At 59.1% G+C, this 20,721-nt stretch carries 18 protein-coding genes and 3 pseudogenes; 10 read left to right on the forward strand and 11 right to left on the reverse strand.

The annotated features are described in order from the left end of the window. Together AC1DWM_RS23035 and tnpB are read right to left on the reverse strand one after the other, a co-directional pair. Window positions 1-145 (reverse strand): annotated as a pseudogene (locus AC1DWM_RS23035) (IS66 family transposase); the annotation flags it as partial. A 26-nt stretch (window positions 146-171) separates the two neighbouring features. Continuing rightward, a pseudogene (tnpB, locus tag AC1DWM_RS23040) lies at window positions 172-315 on the reverse strand (IS66 family insertion sequence element accessory protein TnpB); the annotation flags it as partial. Window positions 316-565: 250 nt separating this feature from the next. On the opposite strand from tnpB, the gene AC1DWM_RS23045 reads away from it, so the two are divergent. The 5 genes from AC1DWM_RS23045 (at window position 566) to AC1DWM_RS23065 (ending at window position 5,950) form a co-directional block, all read left to right on the forward strand. Further along, on the forward strand, window positions 566-2,569 hold the full coding sequence (locus AC1DWM_RS23045) for an aminotransferase class I/II-fold pyridoxal phosphate-dependent enzyme (protein WP_477796201.1): 2,004 nt from the start codon (window positions 566-568) through the stop codon (window positions 2,567-2,569). Between the two features lie 28 nt (window positions 2,570-2,597). After that, the gene (locus AC1DWM_RS23050) at window positions 2,598-3,392 is read left to right on the forward strand and encodes a transporter substrate-binding domain-containing protein (protein WP_477796202.1); all 795 of its coding nucleotides are present in this window, start codon (window positions 2,598-2,600) and stop codon (window positions 3,390-3,392) included. Between the two features lie 133 nt (window positions 3,393-3,525). Next, window positions 3,526-4,239 carry an ABC transporter permease gene (locus AC1DWM_RS23055; RefSeq protein WP_007947843.1) on the forward strand — a complete coding sequence of 238 codons (714 nt, stop codon included), beginning with the start codon at window positions 3,526-3,528 and terminating at the stop codon, window positions 4,237-4,239. Window positions 4,240-4,244: 5 nt separating this feature from the next. Continuing rightward, a complete protein-coding gene (locus tag AC1DWM_RS23060; protein ID WP_223520355.1) occupies window positions 4,245-4,943 on the forward strand; it encodes an ABC transporter permease subunit in 699 nt (232 codons plus the stop codon). Beyond that, window positions 4,943-5,950, forward strand: a complete 1,008-nt coding sequence (locus AC1DWM_RS23065) for a DMT family transporter (protein ID WP_477796203.1) — start codon at window positions 4,943-4,945, stop codon at window positions 5,948-5,950. Before AC1DWM_RS23060 ends, AC1DWM_RS23065 begins: the two co-directional genes overlap by 1 nt. On the opposite strand, the pseudogene AC1DWM_RS23070 reads toward AC1DWM_RS23065, so the two are convergent. Beyond that, window positions 5,906-6,391: pseudogene (locus AC1DWM_RS23070) on the reverse strand (TetR family transcriptional regulator C-terminal domain-containing protein); the annotation flags it as partial. The gene AC1DWM_RS23065 and the pseudogene AC1DWM_RS23070 sit on opposite strands and share 45 nt — an antisense overlap. A 173-nt stretch (window positions 6,392-6,564) precedes the next feature. Here AC1DWM_RS23070 and AC1DWM_RS23075 point away from each other — a divergent pair. Both AC1DWM_RS23075 and AC1DWM_RS23080 read left to right on the forward strand, forming a co-directional pair. Next, window positions 6,565-7,581 (forward strand): M14 family metallopeptidase, encoded by a 1,017-nt coding sequence (locus AC1DWM_RS23075; RefSeq protein WP_477796204.1) that lies wholly within the window; start codon window positions 6,565-6,567, stop codon window positions 7,579-7,581. Between the two features lie 108 nt (window positions 7,582-7,689). Next, the gene (locus AC1DWM_RS23080) at window positions 7,690-8,070 is read left to right on the forward strand and encodes a RidA family protein (RefSeq protein ID WP_223520350.1); all 381 of its coding nucleotides are present in this window, start codon (window positions 7,690-7,692) and stop codon (window positions 8,068-8,070) included. Window positions 8,071-8,118: 48 nt separating this feature from the next. Here AC1DWM_RS23080 and AC1DWM_RS23085 read toward each other — a convergent pair whose 3' ends face one another. Continuing rightward, window positions 8,119-9,831 carry an amidase gene (locus AC1DWM_RS23085; RefSeq protein WP_477796205.1) on the reverse strand — a complete coding sequence of 571 codons (1,713 nt, stop codon included), beginning with the start codon at window positions 9,829-9,831 and terminating at the stop codon, window positions 8,119-8,121. 277 nt (window positions 9,832-10,108) lie between these two features. Between AC1DWM_RS23085 and AC1DWM_RS23090 the strand changes: the two genes are divergently transcribed. Then, window positions 10,109-10,531, forward strand: coding sequence for a DUF1801 domain-containing protein (locus tag AC1DWM_RS23090; protein ID WP_477796206.1), 423 nt, complete (start codon window positions 10,109-10,111; stop codon window positions 10,529-10,531). 64 nt (window positions 10,532-10,595) lie between these two features. On the opposite strand, the gene AC1DWM_RS23095 is transcribed toward AC1DWM_RS23090, so the two are convergent. Continuing rightward, window positions 10,596-10,916 carry a DUF7693 family protein gene (locus tag AC1DWM_RS23095; protein WP_223520344.1) on the reverse strand — a complete coding sequence of 107 codons (321 nt, stop codon included), beginning with the start codon at window positions 10,914-10,916 and terminating at the stop codon, window positions 10,596-10,598. Window positions 10,917-11,055: 139 nt separating this feature from the next. Here AC1DWM_RS23095 and AC1DWM_RS23100 point away from each other — a divergent pair, with 139 nt between their 5' ends. Beyond that, the gene (locus tag AC1DWM_RS23100) at window positions 11,056-11,448 is read left to right on the forward strand and encodes a c-type cytochrome (RefSeq protein WP_223520342.1); all 393 of its coding nucleotides are present in this window, start codon (window positions 11,056-11,058) and stop codon (window positions 11,446-11,448) included. A gap of 281 nt (window positions 11,449-11,729) precedes the next feature. Continuing rightward, on the forward strand, window positions 11,730-12,602 hold the full coding sequence (locus AC1DWM_RS23105; protein ID WP_223520341.1) for a DNA/RNA non-specific endonuclease: 873 nt from the start codon (window positions 11,730-11,732) through the stop codon (window positions 12,600-12,602). Window positions 12,603-12,683: 81 nt separating this feature from the next. Here the strand turns inward: AC1DWM_RS23105 and AC1DWM_RS23110 are convergent, their stop codons facing one another. The 6 genes from AC1DWM_RS23110 to AC1DWM_RS23135 all read right to left on the reverse strand — a co-directional run bounded on the left by AC1DWM_RS23110 (window position 12,684) and on the right by AC1DWM_RS23135 (window position 20,670). Beyond that, on the reverse strand, window positions 12,684-13,244 hold the full coding sequence (locus AC1DWM_RS23110) for a lipid-binding SYLF domain-containing protein (RefSeq protein ID WP_477796207.1): 561 nt from the start codon (window positions 13,242-13,244) through the stop codon (window positions 12,684-12,686). Between the two features lie 228 nt (window positions 13,245-13,472). Continuing rightward, window positions 13,473-13,775 carry a hypothetical protein gene (locus tag AC1DWM_RS23115; protein WP_223520337.1) on the reverse strand — a complete coding sequence of 101 codons (303 nt, stop codon included), beginning with the start codon at window positions 13,773-13,775 and terminating at the stop codon, window positions 13,473-13,475. Between the two features lie 64 nt (window positions 13,776-13,839). Next, the gene (locus AC1DWM_RS23120; protein WP_477796208.1) at window positions 13,840-14,340 is read right to left on the reverse strand and encodes a hypothetical protein; all 501 of its coding nucleotides are present in this window, start codon (window positions 14,338-14,340) and stop codon (window positions 13,840-13,842) included. Next, a complete protein-coding gene (locus tag AC1DWM_RS23125) occupies window positions 14,333-15,217 on the reverse strand; it encodes a transcriptional regulator (protein ID WP_223520333.1) in 885 nt (294 codons plus the stop codon). Before AC1DWM_RS23125 ends, AC1DWM_RS23120 begins: the two co-directional genes overlap by 8 nt. 324 nt (window positions 15,218-15,541) lie before the next feature. Then, the gene (locus tag AC1DWM_RS23130) at window positions 15,542-16,666 is read right to left on the reverse strand and encodes a response regulator (protein WP_477796209.1); all 1,125 of its coding nucleotides are present in this window, start codon (window positions 16,664-16,666) and stop codon (window positions 15,542-15,544) included. Between the two features lie 242 nt (window positions 16,667-16,908). After that, complete coding sequence (locus AC1DWM_RS23135) at window positions 16,909-20,670, reverse strand: response regulator (protein ID WP_477796210.1); 3,762 nt, start codon at window positions 20,668-20,670, stop codon at window positions 16,909-16,911. Window positions 20,671-20,721 lie beyond the last annotated feature (51 nt).

Below are 20,721 nucleotides of genomic sequence, written 5' to 3' on the forward strand. Positions count from 1 at the left end.
GTTTGCGGCAACCGCAGGCACAGGTCAGTTCGTGTTCGGGTAGTTCGTGGATGACTTCGATACGCGGCAGATCAGCCGATAGTGGCTTGCGTTTGCCACGGCGCGGAGCTGGAGCAAACACTTCTTCATTGGCATCCAGTAGAGGATTTTCACTCGATTACGGTGGCGATTCAGAAAGACGAAAAGCACCGGGTCGAACACAGCGACTTTGATATCTAGCTCGACCAGGGCAGCGAGACCGTCAATGGATTTTCGATAATCCACTGGCTTGGGGTACAGATACACTTTTTCCACTTTTGCATCGGGTCGCATCATGACGTGCAGGCTCTAGAAAGAGATCGGGAGCACAGCATCGGGGGGTCAACTTGGGACTTTGAATGTGGGGTTCATGGATCCCTTACAATTGAAAAACGTCGCGACTGTCGTGAAAACGACCTGTTTGAGCTGAACGCGAAGCATCGCGACTTTTCTGTTGAACGACTGTTCAGCTTCGACTATGTTGGTGGCCACCTCCCCCGGCTGGTTGCGCCGGCTTGCGTTTCTTCAATTCGAACGAGGCACTGGCATGCGGTTTTCACCCTTTGTTGAGCGGATTTCAGGCGACGGTGTGGCCGCCTGGGATATTCACAATGCAGCCTTTGAAGCCCAGCGCCGTGGCGAGGATGTAATCATCCTAAGTGTCGGTGACCCGGATTTCCCCACGCCAGATTTCATCACCGATGCCGCTATTGAAGCGTTGCGCGAGGGCGACACCCACTACACCGAGATCGCTGGTCGTCAGGCCCTTCGCGAAGCCATCGCCACCCGCTACAGCCCCCTGTTCGACCGTGAGGTGCAAGCGTCCAACGTAATCGTCGCGGCCGGGGCGCAGAACGCGCTGTTCATCACCTCGATGTGCCTGCTCAACACCGGCGATGAAGTGATCGCCCTGGACCCGATGTACGTGACCTACGAGGCGACGCTCAAAGCCTCCGGTGCAACGCTGGTGCGAGTGCCATGCTCGGCGGATTCAGGTTTCAGGCTCGATGCCGCCGTGCTGGCCAAGGCCGTCACCCCGCGTACCCGAGCGATTTTCTTCTCCAACCCGAACAACCCCACCGGCGTGGTGCTCAACCGCGAGGAGCTGCAAGCCATCGCCGACCTCGCCATCGAACATGACCTGTGGGTGGTGGTCGACGAAGTCTACGAAAGCCTTTCATTTGAACGTGAACACCTTAGCCTCGCCGCCTTGCCGGGCATGGCCGAGCGCTGCGTGGTAATCGGCAGCCTGTCGAAATCCCATGCCATGACCGGTTGGCGGATCGGCTGGATTGTCGCCAACGAAGCCTTGATCGCTCACGCTGAAACCCTGGTGCTGAGCATGCTGTATGGCTTGCCGGGGTTTGTCATGGAAGCAGCGCTGAAAGCTGTGCAGGCCCACGACGACGTGACTCATGGCATGCGCGACATCTATCGCCGTCGCCGCGATCTGGTGGTCGCGAGCCTGTCGGATTGCCCGGGTATTTCAGTGCTCAATCCCGATGCCGGCATGTTCGTGCTGGTGGACGTGCGTGACACCGGGCTGACCTCGCTGGAGTTCGCCTGGCGCCTGCTGCGCGAGGCGCGCGTGTCAGTCCTCGATGCGGCGGCGTTTGGCGAGCCGGCGCAAGGTTTTGTGCGGCTCTCCTTCACCCTGGGTGAAGAACGACTGGCCCAGGCTTGCCAGCGTATTCGCGATTTTGTCCTGGTGCTCAAAGGTGAAGCGCCACGCGCTGTGATCAGTCGCGTCACCAGCCAAGCCACCGTGGCACCGGTCACGTCCAAGACCATGATCGAAGTCGATGGCCTGCACAAACGCTTCGGCAATATCGAAGTGCTCAAAGGTGTGTCCCTGACGGCTCGCGAAGGCGATGTGATTTCGCTGATCGGCGCCAGTGGCTCGGGCAAAAGTACCTTGCTGCGCTGCATCAACATGCTCGAAGTGCCGGACCGGGGACGCATTCTGGTGGACGGCGAAAGCATCAAGCTCAACCATGATCGTCCCGGCGCGCCGCTGGTGTCCGACGCCAAACAGTTGGTGCGGATCCGTTCGAGCTTGGGCATGGTGTTTCAGAATTTCAACCTCTGGCCCCATCGCACGGTGCTGGAAAACCTCATCGAAGCGCCGACCCAGGTCTTGCGTGAAAGCCGTGCCGAGGCGACTGAACGGGCCGAAGCCTTGCTTGAACGCGTGGGGCTTGCGGCCAAGCGCAACGAGTACCCGGCGTTTCTCTCCGGGGGACAGCAACAACGGGTGGCCATCGCCCGGGCCCTGGCCATGCGGCCCAAGGTCATGCTGTTCGATGAACCCACCTCGGCACTCGACCCGGAACTGGTCGGCGAAGTGCTGCGGGTGATCCGCTCTCTTGCGGAAGAAGGCCGGACCATGATCCTGGTGACCCATGAGATGGCCTTCGCCCGCGATGTCTCGTCCAAAGTCGCCTACTTGCACCAAGGGCTGATCGAGGAAACCGGTTCGCCGGATGAAGTGTTCGTACACCCACGCAGCGAACGTTGCCGACAATTCGTCAACGCTCATCAGACTCGCTAATAAATCTAAAAAAAGACGGGGAAAAATCATGGGAAATCGACGTTTGGCAAACTGGTTTACCGGCGCAGCCTGCTTACTGCTGGCCGGGATGAGCGCGGCCCAAGCTCAATCTCAGCCGCAGCCAATCAGGTTCGCGGTCGCAGCCGAACCCTATCCACCGTACACCGAGAAACAGGCCAACGGTGAATGGAAAGGCTTTGAAATCGACCTGATCCACAAGCTGTGCAGCGAAATGAAAGCCGAATGCGAGATCAAGGAAGTGGCGTGGGACGGCATCATTCCATCGTTGCTGGCGAAGAAGATCGACGTGATTTTTTCCTCGATGTCGGTGACTGAAGAACGCGAAAAACAGATCGCATTCAGCAAGGCCTACTACGACTCGGTGATCGCGATTGTCGGGCCCAAGGGCACTTCCGTTAAGAAGTACCCGGACGATCTCAAGGGCAAGATCATCGGCGTGCAGAACTCCACCGTGAGCGCCAGCTACCTCAAGCAGTACTACGAAAAAATCGCTGACGTGAAGTATTACGACACCCAGGATTCGGCCAACGCCGACCTGATTGCCGGTCGTATCGACCTGATGATGGCCGACGGCACGGCCATGGCGGCCTTCGTGCAGACACCGGATGCGAGCAACCTGGAATACCTCGGCGCGGTGCCTTATGACCCGATTTTCGGCAAAGGTGTGGGCGCCGGCCTGCGCAAGGATGACACCGAGCTCAAGGCCAAACTCGACAAGGCGATTCAGGGCCTGCTGGCGAGCAAGGACTATGAAGACCTGTCCCAACACTACTTCGGTACCAGCGTGAAACCCGCGTTCTGACCTCAACAAAAATCCCTGTAGGAGCAAGGCTTGCCCGCGATGGGGCCTTTGAATACGCCACAAAGCATCGCGGGCAAGCCCGGCTCCTACAAGGGCCAGGTGATGCCGTGAAGTGCGCTAACTGGAGAGTGAAATGCCGGCAATGTTCGAGTTGATCAATTTCAGTGAGCAGGGATGGGGCAGTGCGCTGTTGAAGGGGCTCTGGATGACCCTGCAGATTTCCGCCGGGGCGTTTGTGCTCGGGCTGATGATCGGGCTGGTGGTGGCCTGCCTCAAGCTGAGTGCGCCCAAACCGATCGCAGCGCTGATGCGCAGCTACACCACCTTGTTCCGGGCGGTTCCGGAGTTGTTGCTGATCCTGCTGCTGTACTACGTAGGCTCCATGCTCCTCAATTCGCTGATGGTGCAGATGGGATACGGCACCGTGAATGTCAGCGGTCCGCTGGCGGCGATTGTGGTGCTGGGCCTGGTGCAGGGCGCTTACGCCTCGGAGATCTTTCGGGCAGCGATCCAGGCGATTCCTTTTGGCCAGATCGAGGCGGGCAAGGCGTTTGGCTTGAGCGGGTTCGGCCTGTTCCGGCGGGTCACGCTGCCGATCATGGCGCCTTACGCCATGGCCGGGATGGCCAACCTGTGGATCAACCTGATCAAGGACAGTGCATTGATCAGCGTGGTCGGCACCAACGAGCTGCTGTACACCGCCAAGCAAGGCGCGGGTTCCACGCGTCACTACCTGTTGTTCTACCTCACTGCCGCGGCGATGTATTACGCGGTGACGTTGGCGTCCAACTACCTGTCTGGACGGCTTGAGCGACGCATCCGTCGCTGGATGCCTTTGGCTGAGTGAATGAAATGATTCCAGCGTGGATAGTTGAATACGCGGCGCTGTTGGGCCGGGGCCTGCAAACGACCATCACCATTTTGTTGATTTCCAGCGTGTTCGGTTATGCGCTCGCGGTGCTGGTGGCGTTGGCGCGGATCTCGAAAAACAAAGTGATCGCCAAGGTCAGCCTGTTCTATACCAGCGTAACGCGCGGAACGCCGTTGCTGATCCAGATCTACATTTTCTACTACGGCCTCGGCAGCCTGTTTGCGCAGTTCCCGTTGATTCGCAGCAGCTTCCTCTGGCCGTACCTGCGCGACGGTTACTGGTACATCGTGTTTGCCTTGGTAGTGTCGGTGGGGGCCTATGTCGGCGAAGTGATACGCGGTGGGCTGCTGGCGGTGCCCAAGGGTGAAATGGAAGCGGCTTCGGCGTTTGGCATGACCCCGCGCCAGTCGTTGCTACGAGTGCGTTTGCCCAGGGCGTTGCGTTTGCTGTTGCCGACACTGGCCGGAGAGACCGTGATGCTGCTGAAGTCCACCGCACTGGCCTCGACCATTGCGATTATCGACCTGTTGGGTGCCGCCAACGTGGTGCGAGCCCAGACCCTGCAAGTGTATGAACCGTTGTTGTTGGTGGCCGGCGTGTATGTCTGCCTGACGTTTATGATCGAAGCGCTGTTTGCCTTTGCCGAACGGCGCGGGACGCCCGTGCGCAGGTCGATGTAATGAACGCACCACGGATCGTCGATCGGTCGTTGCAAGGCATCGGCCTGTGCACCTTGGGTTATACGTTCCTGGCGTTGCAGGACGCCGCCATCAAGTGGTTGGTGGCGGATTATTCGGTGGTCAGCATTCTGTTCTGGCGCGCCCTCGTGGTGGTGCTGGCCTGTCTATTGGTGGGGCGGTTGCGCTTGGTCCAGCGCGCGTGGCGCTCGCCGAGTCGCCGTTTGTTGGTGGTGCGCGGGCTGCTGTCGATTGTCGCCTGGGTGCTGTATTACACGGCGGCCCGGGACCTGACCCTGGCAGAGATGACCACGCTGTATTTCTCCGCACCGATCATGGTCACGGTGCTGGCGGCGGTGATTCTCAAGGAGCGCGCCAGCGCCTGGCAGTGGTTCAGCCTGATCATTGGTTTTGTCGGCGTGATCATCGCCTGTCGCCCCAGCAATATGACCGATCCCGTGCCGGTGGTGCTGACGCTGTTGGCGGCGATGTGCTGGGCGTTCACCTACATCCAGTTGCGTCAGGTGGATGAGCAGACGTCCGTGCTGGAGCAGATGTTGATCACCAACGTGGTGTTTGTGATTTGCATGACGATTGCGTTGCCCTGGACCTACACCCCAGCGCCGACCCCGGCCTGGCTGGGGATGCTCGGTGCCGGGCTGGTCGGCGGTATCGGCCAGTTTCTGCTGTTCGCCAGTTTTCAGCGGGCCACTGCAACCTTGCTGGCACCGTTCGAATACACCGGGCTGATCTGGGCATTCCTGCTGTCGAGCCTGATCTGGGGCACGCTGATGGACGTGTCGCTGATGGTCGGTGCCGGGCTGATCGCGGTCAGTGGCACCCTGGCGATGATCTTCGGGCGACACCCCTCACAAGACGTCGTCGGTGCTGAATGCTCCGTGTCGCAGCCCCTTTATCCAGCACCGACAGATATGGAGGCCATTGGCGGGGCTGAAGGTTTCGGGGTTCAGGCACCACTCGATCCAGAGTCCGTCGAGCATCGCCGATAGTCCGATGGCAGCCAGGCGCGTGTCGTGGATCACGAACCCTTCGCTGGCCGCCATGTCATCCAGCAACTGGCGGAGCAGGTCGAGGTAGGCACGATAGCTTTTTTCGTGGGACTGGCTGACGTGTTCGGAGTGCCGGATCAGGCTCCAGAACACCACCCAGACCCCGAGCAATTGCGGGTCCATGACCCGAGGCGAGAAGGAGCCGGTGAGGAATGCATCCATCTTTTGCGCAGGCGTGCCGGCTTGCTGGATTTCCTGGAGCAGGGCGGTGGTCAGTTCGCTGGCGATCTTTTGGTAGGTGTCGGCGATCAACGCATCGATGCTGCCGAAATGGTGATTGAGCAGCCCCACGGACACCCCGGCCTCGGTGGCAATGCGGCGCACGGAAATGCCGGCGTGACCGTCGCGCACCAGGCAGCGCAGGGTGGCGGCCACGAGCATTTCGCGACGCTCGTCGGGCTCAGCGCGGCGGTTTTTTGCAGGAGCAGTTGTCACACGGGAATCCTTGGGTGTGTTGCCTGGTTGGCGAGCTTAGTTGAACGTGCGTTCAATCTCCAGTCTCGGCCATGGCAATGTTTCGGTTTTAAACGTTCGTGACGCGGGAGGACAAGCAGATGGCGCAGGATGTTTCGTTCAGTGTTCGCAACAACAACGGCGACCCGGTGCAGGTCAGTGCGTGGCGCTTCGAGGGCAATGACAGCGGGCCGAAAGTGCATTTGCAGGCCGGGGTACATGCCGATGAAATCGCCGGGATGCTGGTGCTGCATCTGCTGATGCAAAAGCTTGCGATCGCCGAGGCCCACGGTCGGCTCAACGGCCGTGTGACGGTGGTGCCGCAAGCCAATCCGCTGGGCATCGGGCAGTTTCGCCAGGGGCGAATTCTCGGTCGTTTTCACGACGCCACCGGGCATAACTTCAACCGCTCGTTCGACCAGTCGGCCGCCATGGCCCAACCGTCGACCAACGTTCAGGAATGGCAAAAAAAACTGGTGCAACTGGCGGCCCCGGCGGATGTGATGCTCGACCTGCACACCGATGACGAAGCGTTGCCCTACCTCTACGTTCACCGCTGTTTCTGGCCTCGTGGCCGCGAACTGGCCGCCGCAATGAAGATGGACGTGGCGATCATCTGGGATGACGGCGGCGATGGCTCCTTTGAAGAAACCATCATTGCGCCGTGGCTGCGCGACGGCGCCACCGACCAGCGCATGGCCGCAACGCTGGAGCTACGCGGGCAGGGCGATGTCAGTGACCGGTTTGCCGAGCAGGATGCCGAGGGATTGTACGTGTGGCTGTGCGGTTGCGGAGTAATTGATGGGGCGCAGGCCCCCGCTGACTGGCCCGTCGAGGCGATGGAAATGGGCCACATGGAAACCATTCTGGCGCCGCATCCCGGCGTGCTGATCTTTGAAAAAGAGCTCGGCGATTTCGTCGAAGAAGGGCAGCGGTTTGCGCGGATTCTTCGGCGACCGGGCGATCCGTCTTCCGAAGTGGTGCTGGTGGCCGAGCAAGCGGGGCGCATGGTGACCCGCTATCGGGATCGGCTGGTGCCTCTGGGCATGGTGGTAGCGAAATTCACCGGCAGCCGGGTTTCGCGCAACTGGAGCGGCGGGTTGCTGGATCCGAACTAGGTGATCGCGCCGAACTTCTCGACTCGATCATGAACAGCATTGCGCCGTGGGGTTGTAAACTGCGCGCCTGATACGCGACAGCCCTAATCACTCAAGTACGAGATCCCCATGGCCAACCAAGACATCACATTCACCCCTGACCCGGACCAGGATTCCATCTCCTCCGACGTCGCCGGTTTCGGCGGCCTGCTGGTCTCCACGCAGATCCCCACCCGCGCTGACGGCAGTCTGGAATTGGGTGGGATCGTCGAGCAGAGCGAATGCACGCTGCAGGCGCTCAAAGTTGCACTGGAGCGCGCCGGTAGTTCCATGGATCGAGTGTTGCACCTGACCATCTACCTCACCGACATGGCCGACCGCGCTGCATTCAACGAAGTCTATAAGCGCTTCTTCGCCAAGCCGTGGCCGGTTCGCGCTGCTGTGGGTGTGGCCGCTCTGGCGGTCGAAGGCATGCGTGTGGAAGTCACCGCAATGGCAGCCAAGGGCTAATTCGTTGACCGGGATTGGAGCGAGCAACGCCCCAATCCCGATCCACGTTTACGGCTGACCCGGCAGTGGCGGGGTACGCGGCGGGATCAAGCGTTTTGACCCGGTCGCTTCAAACGCCGATGCCAGGCGCAGCAGCGACGAATCGTCATAGGCGCGACCGGCGAAGGTCAGCCCGACGGGCATGCCGATGTCCGGCATCACGCCCATCGGCACGGTGACCGTGGGCACTCCCAGGTGGCGGATGGCAAGGTTGCCATTGGCGACCCAGATGCCGTTACTCCACGCGATGTCCGCAGACGCCGGATCGACATCGGCGTTCGCCGGACCCACATCGGCGACCGTCGGGAACAGCACTGCATCGAGCCCCAAGCGATCCATCCACTCTTCAAGGTCGATACGCCGCGTGTGTTCGAGCCCACGCAAGCCATCAGGCACCGTGGTGATCTGGTTCCACGCCGTGACGCCGCGCTCCGCCATCCGCACATACTCATCCATGCCGGCCGCAAGGTCTCCTTCGCGGTTGGGCAGCGTGCCGGGGTCGTGGGGGAAAATCAGCGGTCCGTCGACGTCGACCAGGCGGTTCAACTTCGGATCGCCATTGGCCTGAAGGAAGTCATCGAACGCCCAGGCCGTCAGGTCCCACAACTCATGGTGAAGGAACTCTTTGGACACGATGCCGCGATTGAACACGGTCGGCGCTCCCGGACGGTCGCCTTCGCAATTGGAAACCAGCGGAAAGTCGACTTCGATCACTTCTGCGCCGGCCGCTTCGAGCGCCTGGCGAGCCGCTTCCCACAGACCGATCACCGAGGCACGGGTGTTGATTCGCTGCCCCGTTGGCCCGCCGATACCCGGCGCCTCGCTGGTGCCTGCCTCGAGGTCTTTATTGATGTACATGCGCGGTACGCCGAAACGCTTGCCGGCGATTGCCTCGGGTTGCGCGGCCAGTTCATGATAAGAGGCAGGACGGACCGAGGTGACACTCGGAATCGGCACCCAGGGTTGCATCCGCCACAGATCGCCGCGTGTGTCCGGGTCTTCGGCCACCACCACGTCGAGCACCTCCAGCAGGTCCGCCATGGTTCTGGCAAACGGCACGACCACGTCCATGGTCGGTGTCAACGGCCAGTTGCCGCGCACCGAAATCACCCCGCGCGATGGCGTATAGGCACACAAACCATTGTTCGAGGCGGGACCGCGTCCACTCGACCAGGTTTCTTCCGCGAGGCCGAACGCGGCGAAACTGGCGGCGGTTGCCGTACCGGCACCGTTGGAGGAACCCGAGGCGAACGGTGCGGTGAGGTAGTCAGCGTTGTACGGGCTCTCGGCGCGGCCATAGACCCCGCGCTGCATACCGCCGTTGGCCATGGGCGGCATGTTGGTCTTGCCCAGGCAGATGGCGCCGGCACCGCGCAGGCGTTCGATGGTGAACGCATCGCGATAAGCGATGAGGTTGGCGAAGGCGGGGCTTCCAGACGCAGCGGTCAGCCCCTTCACCAGATAACTGTCCTTCGCTGTGTAGGGGATGCCATCGAGCGGCCCCATCGTCTCACCTTTGGCCCTGCGGGCATCGGATGCCTGCGCTTCGTTGAGCGCGTCGGGGTTTTGAACCACGACCGCGTTGAGCGCGGTAGGGGTGTCGGCACCGTCGTAGGCATCGATCCTGGCGAGATAAGCCTGCACCAACTCGACCGCCGTTGTCTGGCCGGATTCGAGCGCAGCACGCAGTTGCGCAATGGAAACCTCAGTGACCTCAATCATGCTGTTACCGCCGGCTGCTGATGGGAGACGTGGGATTCAGGGGCATCACTTATCTGAAAATGGGCGTTCATATCGATTCTCGTTGCACTGCATTACGCGACAGGGGCTGGACGGGTGACCTGAGCGTTGCATTTTGGCATTAAGCCGGGAGCAGAGGAAACGTTGTCCGCGGTGCGAGCCTGATGTGGGCGCCGTCAGTCAGTGACACTCGAGTGATGAGCAAGCGACAACTATCATGAGGCGGGTCAAAACCCTCATGAAGAAGGTGATCACTCTGATGAATAAGGACACGACGTCTGCAGAGGCGCAAGACGCGGCCTCGCAACTGATAGACGCGAGAATCAAGGCGCTGGATGATTGGCGGGGCGAGATGCTCGGTCACATCCGAACGCTGATCCACCAGGCCGACCCCGACGTGGTCGAGGAATGGAAGTGGCGAGGCGTACCAGTGTGGTCTCACGCCGGCATCCTCTGCACCGGAGAGACGTACAAGAGCGTCGTCAAAATGACCTTCGCCCAGGGCGCCTCGCTGGCGGACCCTTCAGGTTTGTTCAATGCCAGTCTCGAAGGCAATACCCGACGTGCCATTGATGTGCATGAGGGTGAAACGCTGGATGACAAAGCGTTGAAGGCGCTGATTGGTGCCGCCGTGGCGCTAAACCTGTCGCGGGCGGCGGCTCGACGTAAACCAGCCAAGTGATCCAGCAGAAAGCGCAGAAAGAACGACACAATCCGTAGCTGGCTTAACTGATCGGCATCACGGTTTAACCGGGCTTTTCCATCGGTGGCGTTTGCCCGGTCAGCAGCCGCTCAATCTGCGCCAGCTCCCACGCGCTGAGAAAACTGACCGGGTCGGTGCCGTAACGTTGCCAGCTGTCGAGATCACCCTCGCGGCCGTCGGGGCTGTGGCAGCGTTGGCAGTGGCGCACATGGACGCCATCGACGTCGAGAGTTAGCTGCCAGCCCTCGATGTCGACCTGCACCTGGCCGGCGCCGGAGGGTTTATCGAGGCGTCGCAAAGGGTGAATGCCCAGGGCGGCGTCACGCAATGTCTGGTAAACCTCGCGGGCAGTCAGGGGTGGCACGGCTGTCTCCAGTGAAGTGTTTGTCAGGCGCTGATGCGTCGGGCTACGAAGACCGCCATTCTTTACGTAGACTTTTGCGTCTGCAAGTAGGCGCCCATTGATTCACTCGCGCCAGGCTCTACAAGTTCGGGAACAGAACATGAAGCAATCCGCCGTATTCATCACCTTCACCTGTTTTCTCAATGCAGGTTTGTTCAGCCTCCCGGCACACGCGGCCGGCGATGCTGAAGCGGGTGCGACACTGTTCAAACGGATCTGCGGGGGTTGCCACCAGGTCGGAGAATCGGCACGTGGTTCATTTGGTCCGCAGCTCAACGGCATCTTTGGCCGACATTCGGGCAGCACTACGGATTATCAGTATTCCGACGCCATGAAATCCGCCGATATCGTCTGGACCCGCGAAACACTGACCGCGTACCTCGAAGCACCGAAAGAAGTGGTCCCCGGTACCCGCATGATTTTCTGGGGGCTCAGCGATCCGGAAAAGATCGACAATCTGCTGGCTTACTTGCAAACCTTTCAGGCGCAGTAACGTAATGAGAGCGAATGTGATAGGTCGCAGAAAGTTATGGGTTTCGAATCTGCGAGTAGAATGCAGCCGCCGCTCTGCACTAAAAGGGGTTGTGAGGGTCAATAAACCCCGCACGGCCTTCAGCGGTCGTACTTTCGGCGCCAACCGGATCCGCCCCGGTATTTTGATCAAGGACAGTGAAAGCATGTACCCCGCAATATAACCAGCAACCGCCTGCACCTGGTTCCGTGAATCGGGACCGCCGTACGTTTACCTCTCAATCCCATTCGAAGATCTAACGCATGTACCTACGCAAAATTGCAGTTGGGCTGTCGGCCCTTGTTTTGCTCTCGACCGGGGCAGAAGCCCGCAGCTTGCTGGATCTCATCAAGCCGCCCACCCAGCAACAGGAACAATCGTCCCGCTCGGGCTCGATCAGCCAGAACGCGGCGCTGGACCTTTATTCAAACAAGCAGAAGCAGGCATCGTTCGACGGCTGTGCAGATCTGTTCCCGGCAGCCAAACCGATCAACATGGCCACTGTGCCAGCAACCATGAACCCCTTGGCCCTGTGTTCCGACCACTTCGCGGTGCTGTACTCGCAGACCAGCAAGACGCCACTGGTAGTCGTCGAGCGTCTTAATGCCGCCCAGCTTCAGGATGCCAAAGGGGAGGAGCGCACCAACCAGTTCTATCCGGACCCACGCATTCCCAAGAGTGGACGGGCAGAGTTGAGCGACTACCGTAGCCAACATCCGGCGGTGGACCGCGGTCATCAATCCCCTGCAGCCGATGCACCGAACCCCAATGCAATGGCCCAATCCTTTGCGCTGTCGAACATGGTGCCGCAAGACCCTACCAACAACCGGAAGATCTGGAGCAAGGTCGAGTCTGACGTCAGGAAGTTCGCCAAGCGCGCCGAGGGCAATGTTTATGTGTTTACCGGTCCGCTGTTTGACCCGGGTCACACCACCATTGGCAACAACAAGGTCTGGGTGCCGACGCGCCTGTTCAAGCTGGTCTACGACGCATCGTCCCAGCGTGCCTGGGCGTACGTGCTACCCAATGCAGAAACCCGTATTGAGAGACCGATGGACTATGACGCTTTCGTGAAAACCACGGGGCTCAAGTTGCTGGGCAACCTACCGGTCACAGGTTCCGTGGGCCGCACTTGATGGCTTCCACTTAATGGGCTGCACCCCAACGGTTGGAGGCAACCGATGGGGTGCTTCATTTGCCTAACCAAACGGCCGCTTTTAGCGTTTGATCAGGGAAATTTTCGAGCCTTCGATGCTGACCCCGGCCATTAACCCTTGCTGGTCGAAGATGAACGCATACGCATCGTCTTTCAGCGTAGAGCTGGACAGGTTCTTCGCAATCCCTTCATTCACCACAACCACGGTTGGCCCCACGCCAACTTCCCAACCCTTGGTTTCAGCTATGTATTTCAGCGCTTTATCATTCATCAGAAATACTGCATAGCCATAGGACTGGGCGCCCGCCTGTAGTCCCCATGACCCGCTGACGGAGTTGTAATAGTCCACGACGGTCTTACCCTTCATTAATACGCCTTCGCCATAGCTGCCGCCGAATACCAGGCCCGCCTTGATGATTTTGGGGAAGACCAGCACGGCCTTGGCTTGTTGCGAGATGGATTTGGCTGTTGGATTGGCCTTGTAGAGCATATCCAATGCTTGCAGAGAGTCTTTATTCAGATCCTCTGCGGTTTCTGCACTTGCACTGTTCAACAGGCTCGTCGAGGCCAATGTAGCTAACGCGAGGAAGATCGATAGAAAGAAGCGCATTGATTGAGTCATTTCCGTACTCCGAGAGGGGAGCATTGGATCAGAGCAGCAGTCAGCGCCTGTGTCAGACAGGAACCGAACCGACTGAAGTTATCCGGCGCACCCTGAAATGTGTGGATCGCAAGCGTCGCGCTGGAATACAGGAAACCCAAGGCGCGATGCCATCACTTGTTGTGACCACTGTGGAACGGCCGGGTTCGTTGTCAGCGCCTGCTTTCGCTCAAGGGGTTTCACTACCCCCTATTGATTTTTGCACTCCGCCATCACCACTTTGCAGGTGTCCGGTGTGCCTCCGGAGCGGCCGGCATAGCGTATGCAGTTATCCAGGGATTTTTTGCGAGCAATGCTCAGGGTGGAGCCCCACGCCAAGCCGCCCTCGCCAACAGTGGGTAGCGCTTTTGCATAGCAATTGGAGCCTGTGCTTGCGGTCGAATTGCGATGACTGGACGCTTTGCCTGCACATCCTGCGGTCAGCACGAGGCTGATGGCGAGCAGGGAGGGGAGGACCCATGACCAGCATTGGTGCGCTGTTTTTTCAGTCATCCCGTTTCCCCTGTATCAAGAGATTAGGTGTGTTTGTGGTCCTGAACGATGACGTTCGCCGGTGTCACCGTTTACTGCACAGAATGAACATGTCATTGCCATCATCGAACAGGTAACGCGTCTCGGACAACGATCGCATCCAGTAACTCAGGCTGCTGTCCGGCCGGAAAATAAACAGGCCCAGTGTGTTCGTCAGTTCAGGAGTCGTACTGTCCGTTTCGCCTTTGGCGTTGCGTTCAACTTTGACCTGCAAACGGTGCCCCTGTATTTGCACTCGAAAGGCGCTGTTGCGGCGCAGGGTGCCCATATCCGCCCCGGAGTTGGCATCGATCAGTTGGGCCACCATGCGCATATGGCTGAGCCCGGAGGGTCTCAAGTCCAGTCTGTAACGCGTCGTCAGCCATGAAGGGCGCGATGGGGATGGCACTTGATGTGCGCTCTCTCCGGCGCACCAAAGGTCCAGGTTCGCCAGGTTCTCACCCGACAGGCGCCCCAGTGCCACACCCAACAGACCAACGAGTGCGAAGGCCAGGCACCAACCTGCGTTTGCGGCACGTCTAGTCATGTTGTTGTACGCCAATGCAGCGACTACTCGCTGTTTCCAGCTCGCCATCGCAAAGAATCTGATCTGCCCCACGACGCGACGGTAACAAGTATAGGTGGATGTTTTGCGCCGAAATGCCCAAATGCTCCGCCAGTTTCCGGCTGTGCTGAACCATCAGCTTCAGGTGTAACGCCTCCGGGGGTTGTGGCTCTAGAGTGGACAGATGCACATGCACATCCTCCATCATTACGGGCGCGTCGAACGCTGGCGGTACCACCTCAAGAGTCGGTGCCAGCCAGATTTTTCCCAACAGAAATGCCAATACGCCCCAAAGGGGTAGTGCGAGCCACAGCCCCCAACGCCTTGGTAATGTTATCGAGTGCACGGGCAGCGCCCCCGAATCTGGATCAGCTGACGCCGGCATTGCCATGAATGGTGGCGGTTCGACGGGTTCGTCCTCTGCATCGGCCAGGGTCGATACAGGAGACGTAGCGGGGGCGGGCGCCTCGCTGTCAGGCTCAGCCGCACGCGGGGCAGACGCCGCATTCGCAGTGGCTGGTAACTCCTCGACTCTCACGCCATCGGCGAGTTTGTAACCTATGCGTGGCAAGGTCTGGATGAATTCGCGATCGGGCTGCAGTTTCTCCAGCGCCAGGCGCAATTGCCGGACAACCTGGGCCAGGCTGTTGTCGGTCACTTCCAGGCCGTATTGCCCCCATGCCCCGGCCATCAGTTCGCGCTTGCGCACCACCTCCCCACCCGACCTGAGCAGCATGGCCAGGCATCGGCTGGCGATTGCACCTATGCGCAAAGGCTCCTCATTGGCAGATTCAACGCGAAATAACAGAAAGTTGTTCTCGTCGAATACCAGATGTTCATCAATTAGCAGTTGACCCATGTCGACCATCTGTATGAGGCAAAAAGGTAAGTCGAAGACGTGTCGTCGACCTCTAGAGTTAAGCGGTCATTCTTTGCTTTGGCCAACATCTTCGTGGAACAGGTGCCGAAAATAACTGCCACTGTGTTTTCACGGCTTAAATGCTGATCGCAAAACTGCACACGTGGCGTTACTGGAACAGCCGAGCCTTCTTGCAGGCTCATTTGAGACCAGTTCATTACCGAGCACCAGAAGTCCACGCAGGTTAACGACCCAGCTCATGATCTTTACTCCGATGTAACAGCCGGCACCTTTTGTCTTGCATCTACCATTGCTCGCCAGCGGTTAACCGGCCATGGCGTCAAGGGGCTCCTCGGTTGGGGTGTCGGCGTAGCGCTCGGCGATTTTTTCGAACCCTTTTTCGAGGGCAATGAAGGCTGCCGCCACATCTGGATCAAAATGCTGACCGGCGCCGTCGCGGATGATCGCGACTGCCGTCTCATGGCTCATCTCTGACTTGTACACCCGCCGGCTAATGACCGCGTCATAGACATCGGCGACCGCCATCAGGCGGGCGCTGACAGGAATGGCGTCACCGACCAGGCCATTGGGGTAACCGCTGCCATCCCATTTTTCGTGATGGCACAGGGCAATTTCCTTGGCGATGCGCAGGAAAGGCACTTGCGCGCCCAACATTTCCTCGGCATGCACCAACGCCTGATAACCCAGCCGGGCGTGGGTCTTCATGATTTCGAACTCGGCAGGCTCAAAGCGCCCCGGCTTGAGCAGGATATGGTCAGCAATACCGACCTTGCCGATATCGTGCAGCGGTGCCGACTTGAACATCAGCTCAATGTTTTTATCATTCAGATACAGACTGAATCGTGGGTGATCGCGCAGTTTCTCGGCCAGCAACCGGACGTAGTGCTGCGTGCGTCGCAGGTGATTGCCGGTTTCGTTGTCGCGAGTCTCGGCCAATGAAGCGAGGGCGAGGATGGTCACGTCATGGGTGGCTTGCAGCTCCCGGGTTCGTGCCAGTACTTCCTGATCGAGATACGTATTCTGCGAGCGCAACAGGTCCGTTGTCGCCTTCAGGCGCAACTGTGTCTGCACCCGCGCCAGCAGGATGGGCGGGTTGATCGGCTTGAACAGGTAGTCAGTCGCTCCAAGCTCGAACCCCAGGCATTCATCTTCGTCGTGATTGCGGGCGCTCAGAAACAAGATCGGCACATCACATGTCTTGGGATCAGCCTTGAGACGACGACAGACCTCATGACCATCCATATCGGGCATCATCACATCCAGCAGGATCAGATCCGGTTTCGCCCGATCGACGATCTGCAACGCCTGGGCACCGCTGGTCGCAATTCTGACGTGATAAAGCTCGCGTAGCAGTTCACTTATCAGCTGCAGATTGGTCGGCATATCGTCGACCACCAGCACGGTGGGTCTAGGGGTTGAGCTGTTCAACTGGACGTTCTCTCGACGGGGTCACAGAGGGGGCGGTAAAGCGGCCGGGGGCGCTTCTACCGCGGGAGCACGGCGGGGAAAGGTACAGCCCGTCGAATCTGCCAAGTGACTGGCAGTAACGCATGCCACCCACGCATCTGCTCTGAAATGGATTGAACCGTCCCTGTCGGGCGCTGAAAAACGCTGAAAACTTCTGAGCAACGCGCTTTTAAAGGCATGAACTGCGTGTTGCCCTTATGTTTCTATTCACTCATTGCGCCAGCTCCACAAGCCTGCCGGGCCTCGCTCAGACAGGCCCGCGCCCGCTCGAAATCAAACCGTGTCACAGCGCCTTCCAGGAACTGGAAGCTGCTCGCAAATGCGCCGCGCAGTACGCCCGCATGTAAGGAAAAGTAGGGCACTGCTTGCGCATCAAAGTCACCCAGCAGGTTATCGAGATGTCGGCAGATCTGTTGCAACTCACCAAAATCGACTGCTACGTGCGCAACTTCGACCTTACCGGGCAACTTTTCTCGCAGTTGCCTCAGCAGGGCCTCCAAGGGTTCAGACAACGCCTCCAGACAGATTTGCAACTCATCAGGTGGTCGCTTTGCGCGCAGTGCCTGCTCCAAAACATCTGCTGCCTGCGCGATGGTGTCGGCACCGATAGTCGCTGATACGCCCTTGCAGCTGTGCGCCAACAACTCGGCTTTATCCAGCTCGCCTGCCGCCAGCGCCGCGCTCAACTGTCTCTGCAAGGGGCCCTGACTGGTCAGGTAGTTTTGCAACACATCCGCATACAGGCTGTGCCTGCCCAATACCCTTCGGAGTCCGGCAACCGTATCCACGCCGTCGAGTTTCAAGCCCGCCTCAGCGCCACTCACCTTCGCATCCGACTCCGGCGCCACGATGCGCTTTGGGCGCGCCGGTGTATCAGCCAGCCAGCGTCGCAAAACCGCGTAGAGCGTCTTCGGTTCGAAGGGCTTGCTGACATAATCATTCATGCCAGCCGCCAGACAATTGTCATGATCATGTCTGCTGACGTTGGCGGTCATCGCGATAACGGGCAGGCTGCTCAATCCGGGCTGCCGACGGAGCAGGCGAGTGGCCGCCAGACCATCGAGCACCGGCATCTGCATATCCATGAACACCAGGTCAAAACGCTGCGCAGATAACCGATTGAGCGCCTGACGGCCATCAGCCGCGATATCGACCGAACAACCGACCGCCCGCAATAGTTCGGCAGCGACCTGCTGGTTCAACTCGTTGTCTTCTACCAGTAAAACACGAGTCCCTTCGGCCACTCGCCAGTCGCAGGGTTGCTCCCCTGCGCACAGGTCATCAATGTCCGTGCTCTGGGCCAAAAGCAAACGGACCTCAAACCAGAAGTTGCTGCCTTCACCCAGCACGCTCTGAACACCGACCTGGCCACCCATCAACCCGGACAGTTGTTTGGCAATGGCCAGCCCCAGGCCCGTGCCACCAAAGCGTCGTGTGGTGGAGGTATCAGCCTGCTCGAAGCTCTGGAACATATGTTTTAACTGCTCGGTCGAGAGCCCTATGCCGCTGTCGGTCACGCTGAAGTAAAGCAAAGCGTCATCCGCGCCGGCCTCACGCAGGCTCACCTCAACCCTGATATGACCACGTTCGGTGAATTTCACTGCATTGCTCAGGTAGTTGAGCAGTATTTGCCGCAGTCGAAGCGGATCGCCACACAAACGTTCAGGCACATCCTCAGCAACGTTGAGCCGCATGTTCAAGCCTTTATCGGCAATACGTGGACGCACCTGATCGAGCACCTCTTCCAGTAATTGCGCCAGGCTGAAGTCGCGAGCTTCTAGCTGAAGCTTGCCCGCCTCGATCTTGGAAAAATCCAGAACATCGTCGATGACACCCAGCAAATGCCGGCTAGAGCTTTGTACCTTGTTCAGGTAATCGCGCTGACGCTCGTTCAGCTCCGTCCTCAAGGTCAGGTACGTCATGCCGATGATGGCGTTCATCGGCGTGCGAATCTCGTGGCTCATGTTGGCCAGAAACTCGGTCTTGATGCGTGCACTGTCCTCGGCCAGTTGCCGCGCCTGCCGCATCTCGACCGCCGCCGCATGCTGGGCGGTTATATCTTCGATGATCCAGATCGAACCACGCGAAGACAGATATCCGGGCGCAACAGCACGCGCACTTACGCTTGCCCAGAAGCTGCTGGCGTCCCTGCGGCAAAGCTGCATCTGCTGCTGAAAGATGTCCCCACGGTCCAAAGTCCTTCGAATTTCCGCTTTGAGCTCCAGTAATGCCTCCGCCCAAACGACTTGATCAAGCCAAGCCAGCGGAGAGCGCTGCAACTGTTCGCCCGGTTCATAACCGAGCAACTCATCCAGTCGCGAATTGCTCTGTACGATCAAACCACCGCGCACCAGTGCAATTCCATAGGGCGCAGCGGTAACAATGGCCTGCTGCTGTTCGTGCGCTTCACGCAAGCTGCGTTCTTCAGCTTTGCGCTGGCTGAGATCGAGAATCGCAACGCACAGGCATTGCCCTCGATCCTCTCGCGCCGGCAGCAGGCTCAGGCGCAACTCAGCAGGGAACTCGCTACCATCAGCACGACGGGCAATCAGCTCACCCGTGTCGAGCACCTTGGTTGCACGTACTCGCTCGAGCATCGAGTCAAGGGCCCCGAGCTGGCTGTCAGGTATCAGTGTCCGGTAGTTCTGGCCAAGTAGGCGGCCAGGGGCATAACCAAAGGTCACTTCACTTTCCTGGTTGGCCAGGATCACACCGTCCTCGTCGAACACCAGCAGCGCTTTAGGGGCAACCTCGACGATGCCGCGATACCAACTCTCGGTGGCTTCCAGGGACTGCTGGCGCTGTTGCAGTTTCACCGCCTGGTACTCCAATTGCCGGGCCTGCAGGCGGGCCTGCTGCAATAACTGCTGATTGTGGGTGCGCTGTTGCAGCAAATTCAGCAGTGTGCCGAGTTTGTTGGGCAAGCTGTCGAGCAGCTTGAGTTGGGTGAGATCCGGGCGATGGGCGAAATCGAGTTCAAGGCTGGCCAGCTGCTGCCCCTCTTGCAGCAATGGCAAACTGTAGTGCACTTGGCCGGTACGCTTGACGACGGGCTCTGCGTCGAATAGCACAACCGTCTTGCAACCCAGGCATTCGCCCAGTTTCTGCTGCAACGTTGCGGTAAACGCCTCCCGACTGGTACACAACTGCAACGCCTGCACCAGTTCGCTGAGGTGCACCTTGACCCAGTGCTTTCGCTGCAGTTCTTGATTGACATTGACATAGGCATCGAATGCTTTGGTCAGGGTCACGACTTCGGCAAGTCCGTGGTGCTGCACCGACTCCCCAAGGGTTTCGCCGGCATGCAAGCGGCGAATGCGTTCGGAAAGACTCAACAGAGGTTTCACCAATTGGCGACGCAGGATGACCAAAAATGCCAGTAGGCCCGCGACCAGTATAGTCAACTGCATCAAGGCATTGACGTAGCTGGCCAGCGCGGCTTTGTGCCGAGCCGCCTCGAAGTCGCTATTGAAGCGTTGAGTGGTTGAGACTCTCAGCTTGTTAAGCGCATCAGCAAAATTCCACTCGGAGTTGATGTAAGTGGTATTTGAAAGCAGTGACGAACCCGCTCGGTGCCAGCTCTGCTCCATTGCCCGGCGCTCCATGCCCGTCTGCTTGATATCCATGTCCTCGACCGTGGCCAGCAATTTGGTTTCGGCGGCGTTCAGTCCAATCGCTCGGAATTCCTGCGCAGCTTCGCGGAATGTCCGGCCTTCCTGCCACTTTTGGTTATATTCGGTCAGAAACAGCTCGTCGCCAGTGCTGACATAAAGGCGAGCCAGTTCAGTCAGTTCGCGGTTGAGGGTACCCAATCGGGCAACGCTGGTGATGGTCTGATGGCGTCGATCAGTGGCTTGGTCGGCTTGCTTACCAAAGTACTCATCCAGTGCCACGGTAGTCAGGCAGGCAACCAACGCCATACCAAATCCAATCGAGATGAGTTTGCTCAGACGTTCCAGGCTCATGGGCTCTCCTGCGACAACAGTCCCGAACACGCGCCGGAAGCTTAGATAAGC

The sequence above is a fragment of the Pseudomonas sp. P4_C8 genome (genome assembly GCF_056401975.1).

Bases quoted from the DNA above. Each gene is read 5' to 3' on its own strand.
- AC1DWM_RS23090 (WP_477796206.1), top strand. From the start codon at position 10,109: ATGAATAAGGACACGACGTCTGCAGAGGCGCAAGACGCGGCCTCGCAA.
- AC1DWM_RS23120 (WP_477796208.1), bottom strand. From the start codon at position 14,340: ATGACTAGACGTGCCGCAAACGCAGGTTGGTGCCTGGCCTTCGCACTC.
- AC1DWM_RS23085 (WP_477796205.1), bottom strand. From the start codon at position 9,831: ATGATTGAGGTCACTGAGGTTTCCATTGCGCAACTGCGTGCTGCGCTC.
- AC1DWM_RS23050 (WP_477796202.1), top strand. From the start codon at position 2,598: ATGGGAAATCGACGTTTGGCAAACTGGTTTACCGGCGCAGCCTGCTTA.
- AC1DWM_RS23065 (WP_477796203.1), top strand. From the start codon at position 4,943: ATGAACGCACCACGGATCGTCGATCGGTCGTTGCAAGGCATCGGCCTG.
- AC1DWM_RS23125 (WP_223520333.1), bottom strand. From the start codon at position 15,217: ATGGGTCAACTGCTAATTGATGAACATCTGGTATTCGACGAGAACAAC.
- AC1DWM_RS23055 (WP_007947843.1), top strand. From the start codon at position 3,526: ATGCCGGCAATGTTCGAGTTGATCAATTTCAGTGAGCAGGGATGGGGC.
- AC1DWM_RS23135 (WP_477796210.1), bottom strand. From the start codon at position 20,670: ATGAGCCTGGAACGTCTGAGCAAACTCATCTCGATTGGATTTGGTATG.
- AC1DWM_RS23080 (WP_223520350.1), top strand. From the start codon at position 7,690: ATGGCCAACCAAGACATCACATTCACCCCTGACCCGGACCAGGATTCC.
- AC1DWM_RS23115 (WP_223520337.1), bottom strand. From the start codon at position 13,775: ATGACTGAAAAAACAGCGCACCAATGCTGGTCATGGGTCCTCCCCTCC.
- AC1DWM_RS23110 (WP_477796207.1), bottom strand. From the start codon at position 13,244: ATGACTCAATCAATGCGCTTCTTTCTATCGATCTTCCTCGCGTTAGCT.
- AC1DWM_RS23105 (WP_223520341.1), top strand. From the start codon at position 11,730: ATGTACCTACGCAAAATTGCAGTTGGGCTGTCGGCCCTTGTTTTGCTC.
- AC1DWM_RS23060 (WP_223520355.1), top strand. From the start codon at position 4,245: ATGATTCCAGCGTGGATAGTTGAATACGCGGCGCTGTTGGGCCGGGGC.
- AC1DWM_RS23045 (WP_477796201.1), top strand. From the start codon at position 566: ATGCGGTTTTCACCCTTTGTTGAGCGGATTTCAGGCGACGGTGTGGCC.
- AC1DWM_RS23075 (WP_477796204.1), top strand. From the start codon at position 6,565: ATGGCGCAGGATGTTTCGTTCAGTGTTCGCAACAACAACGGCGACCCG.
- AC1DWM_RS23100 (WP_223520342.1), top strand. From the start codon at position 11,056: ATGAAGCAATCCGCCGTATTCATCACCTTCACCTGTTTTCTCAATGCA.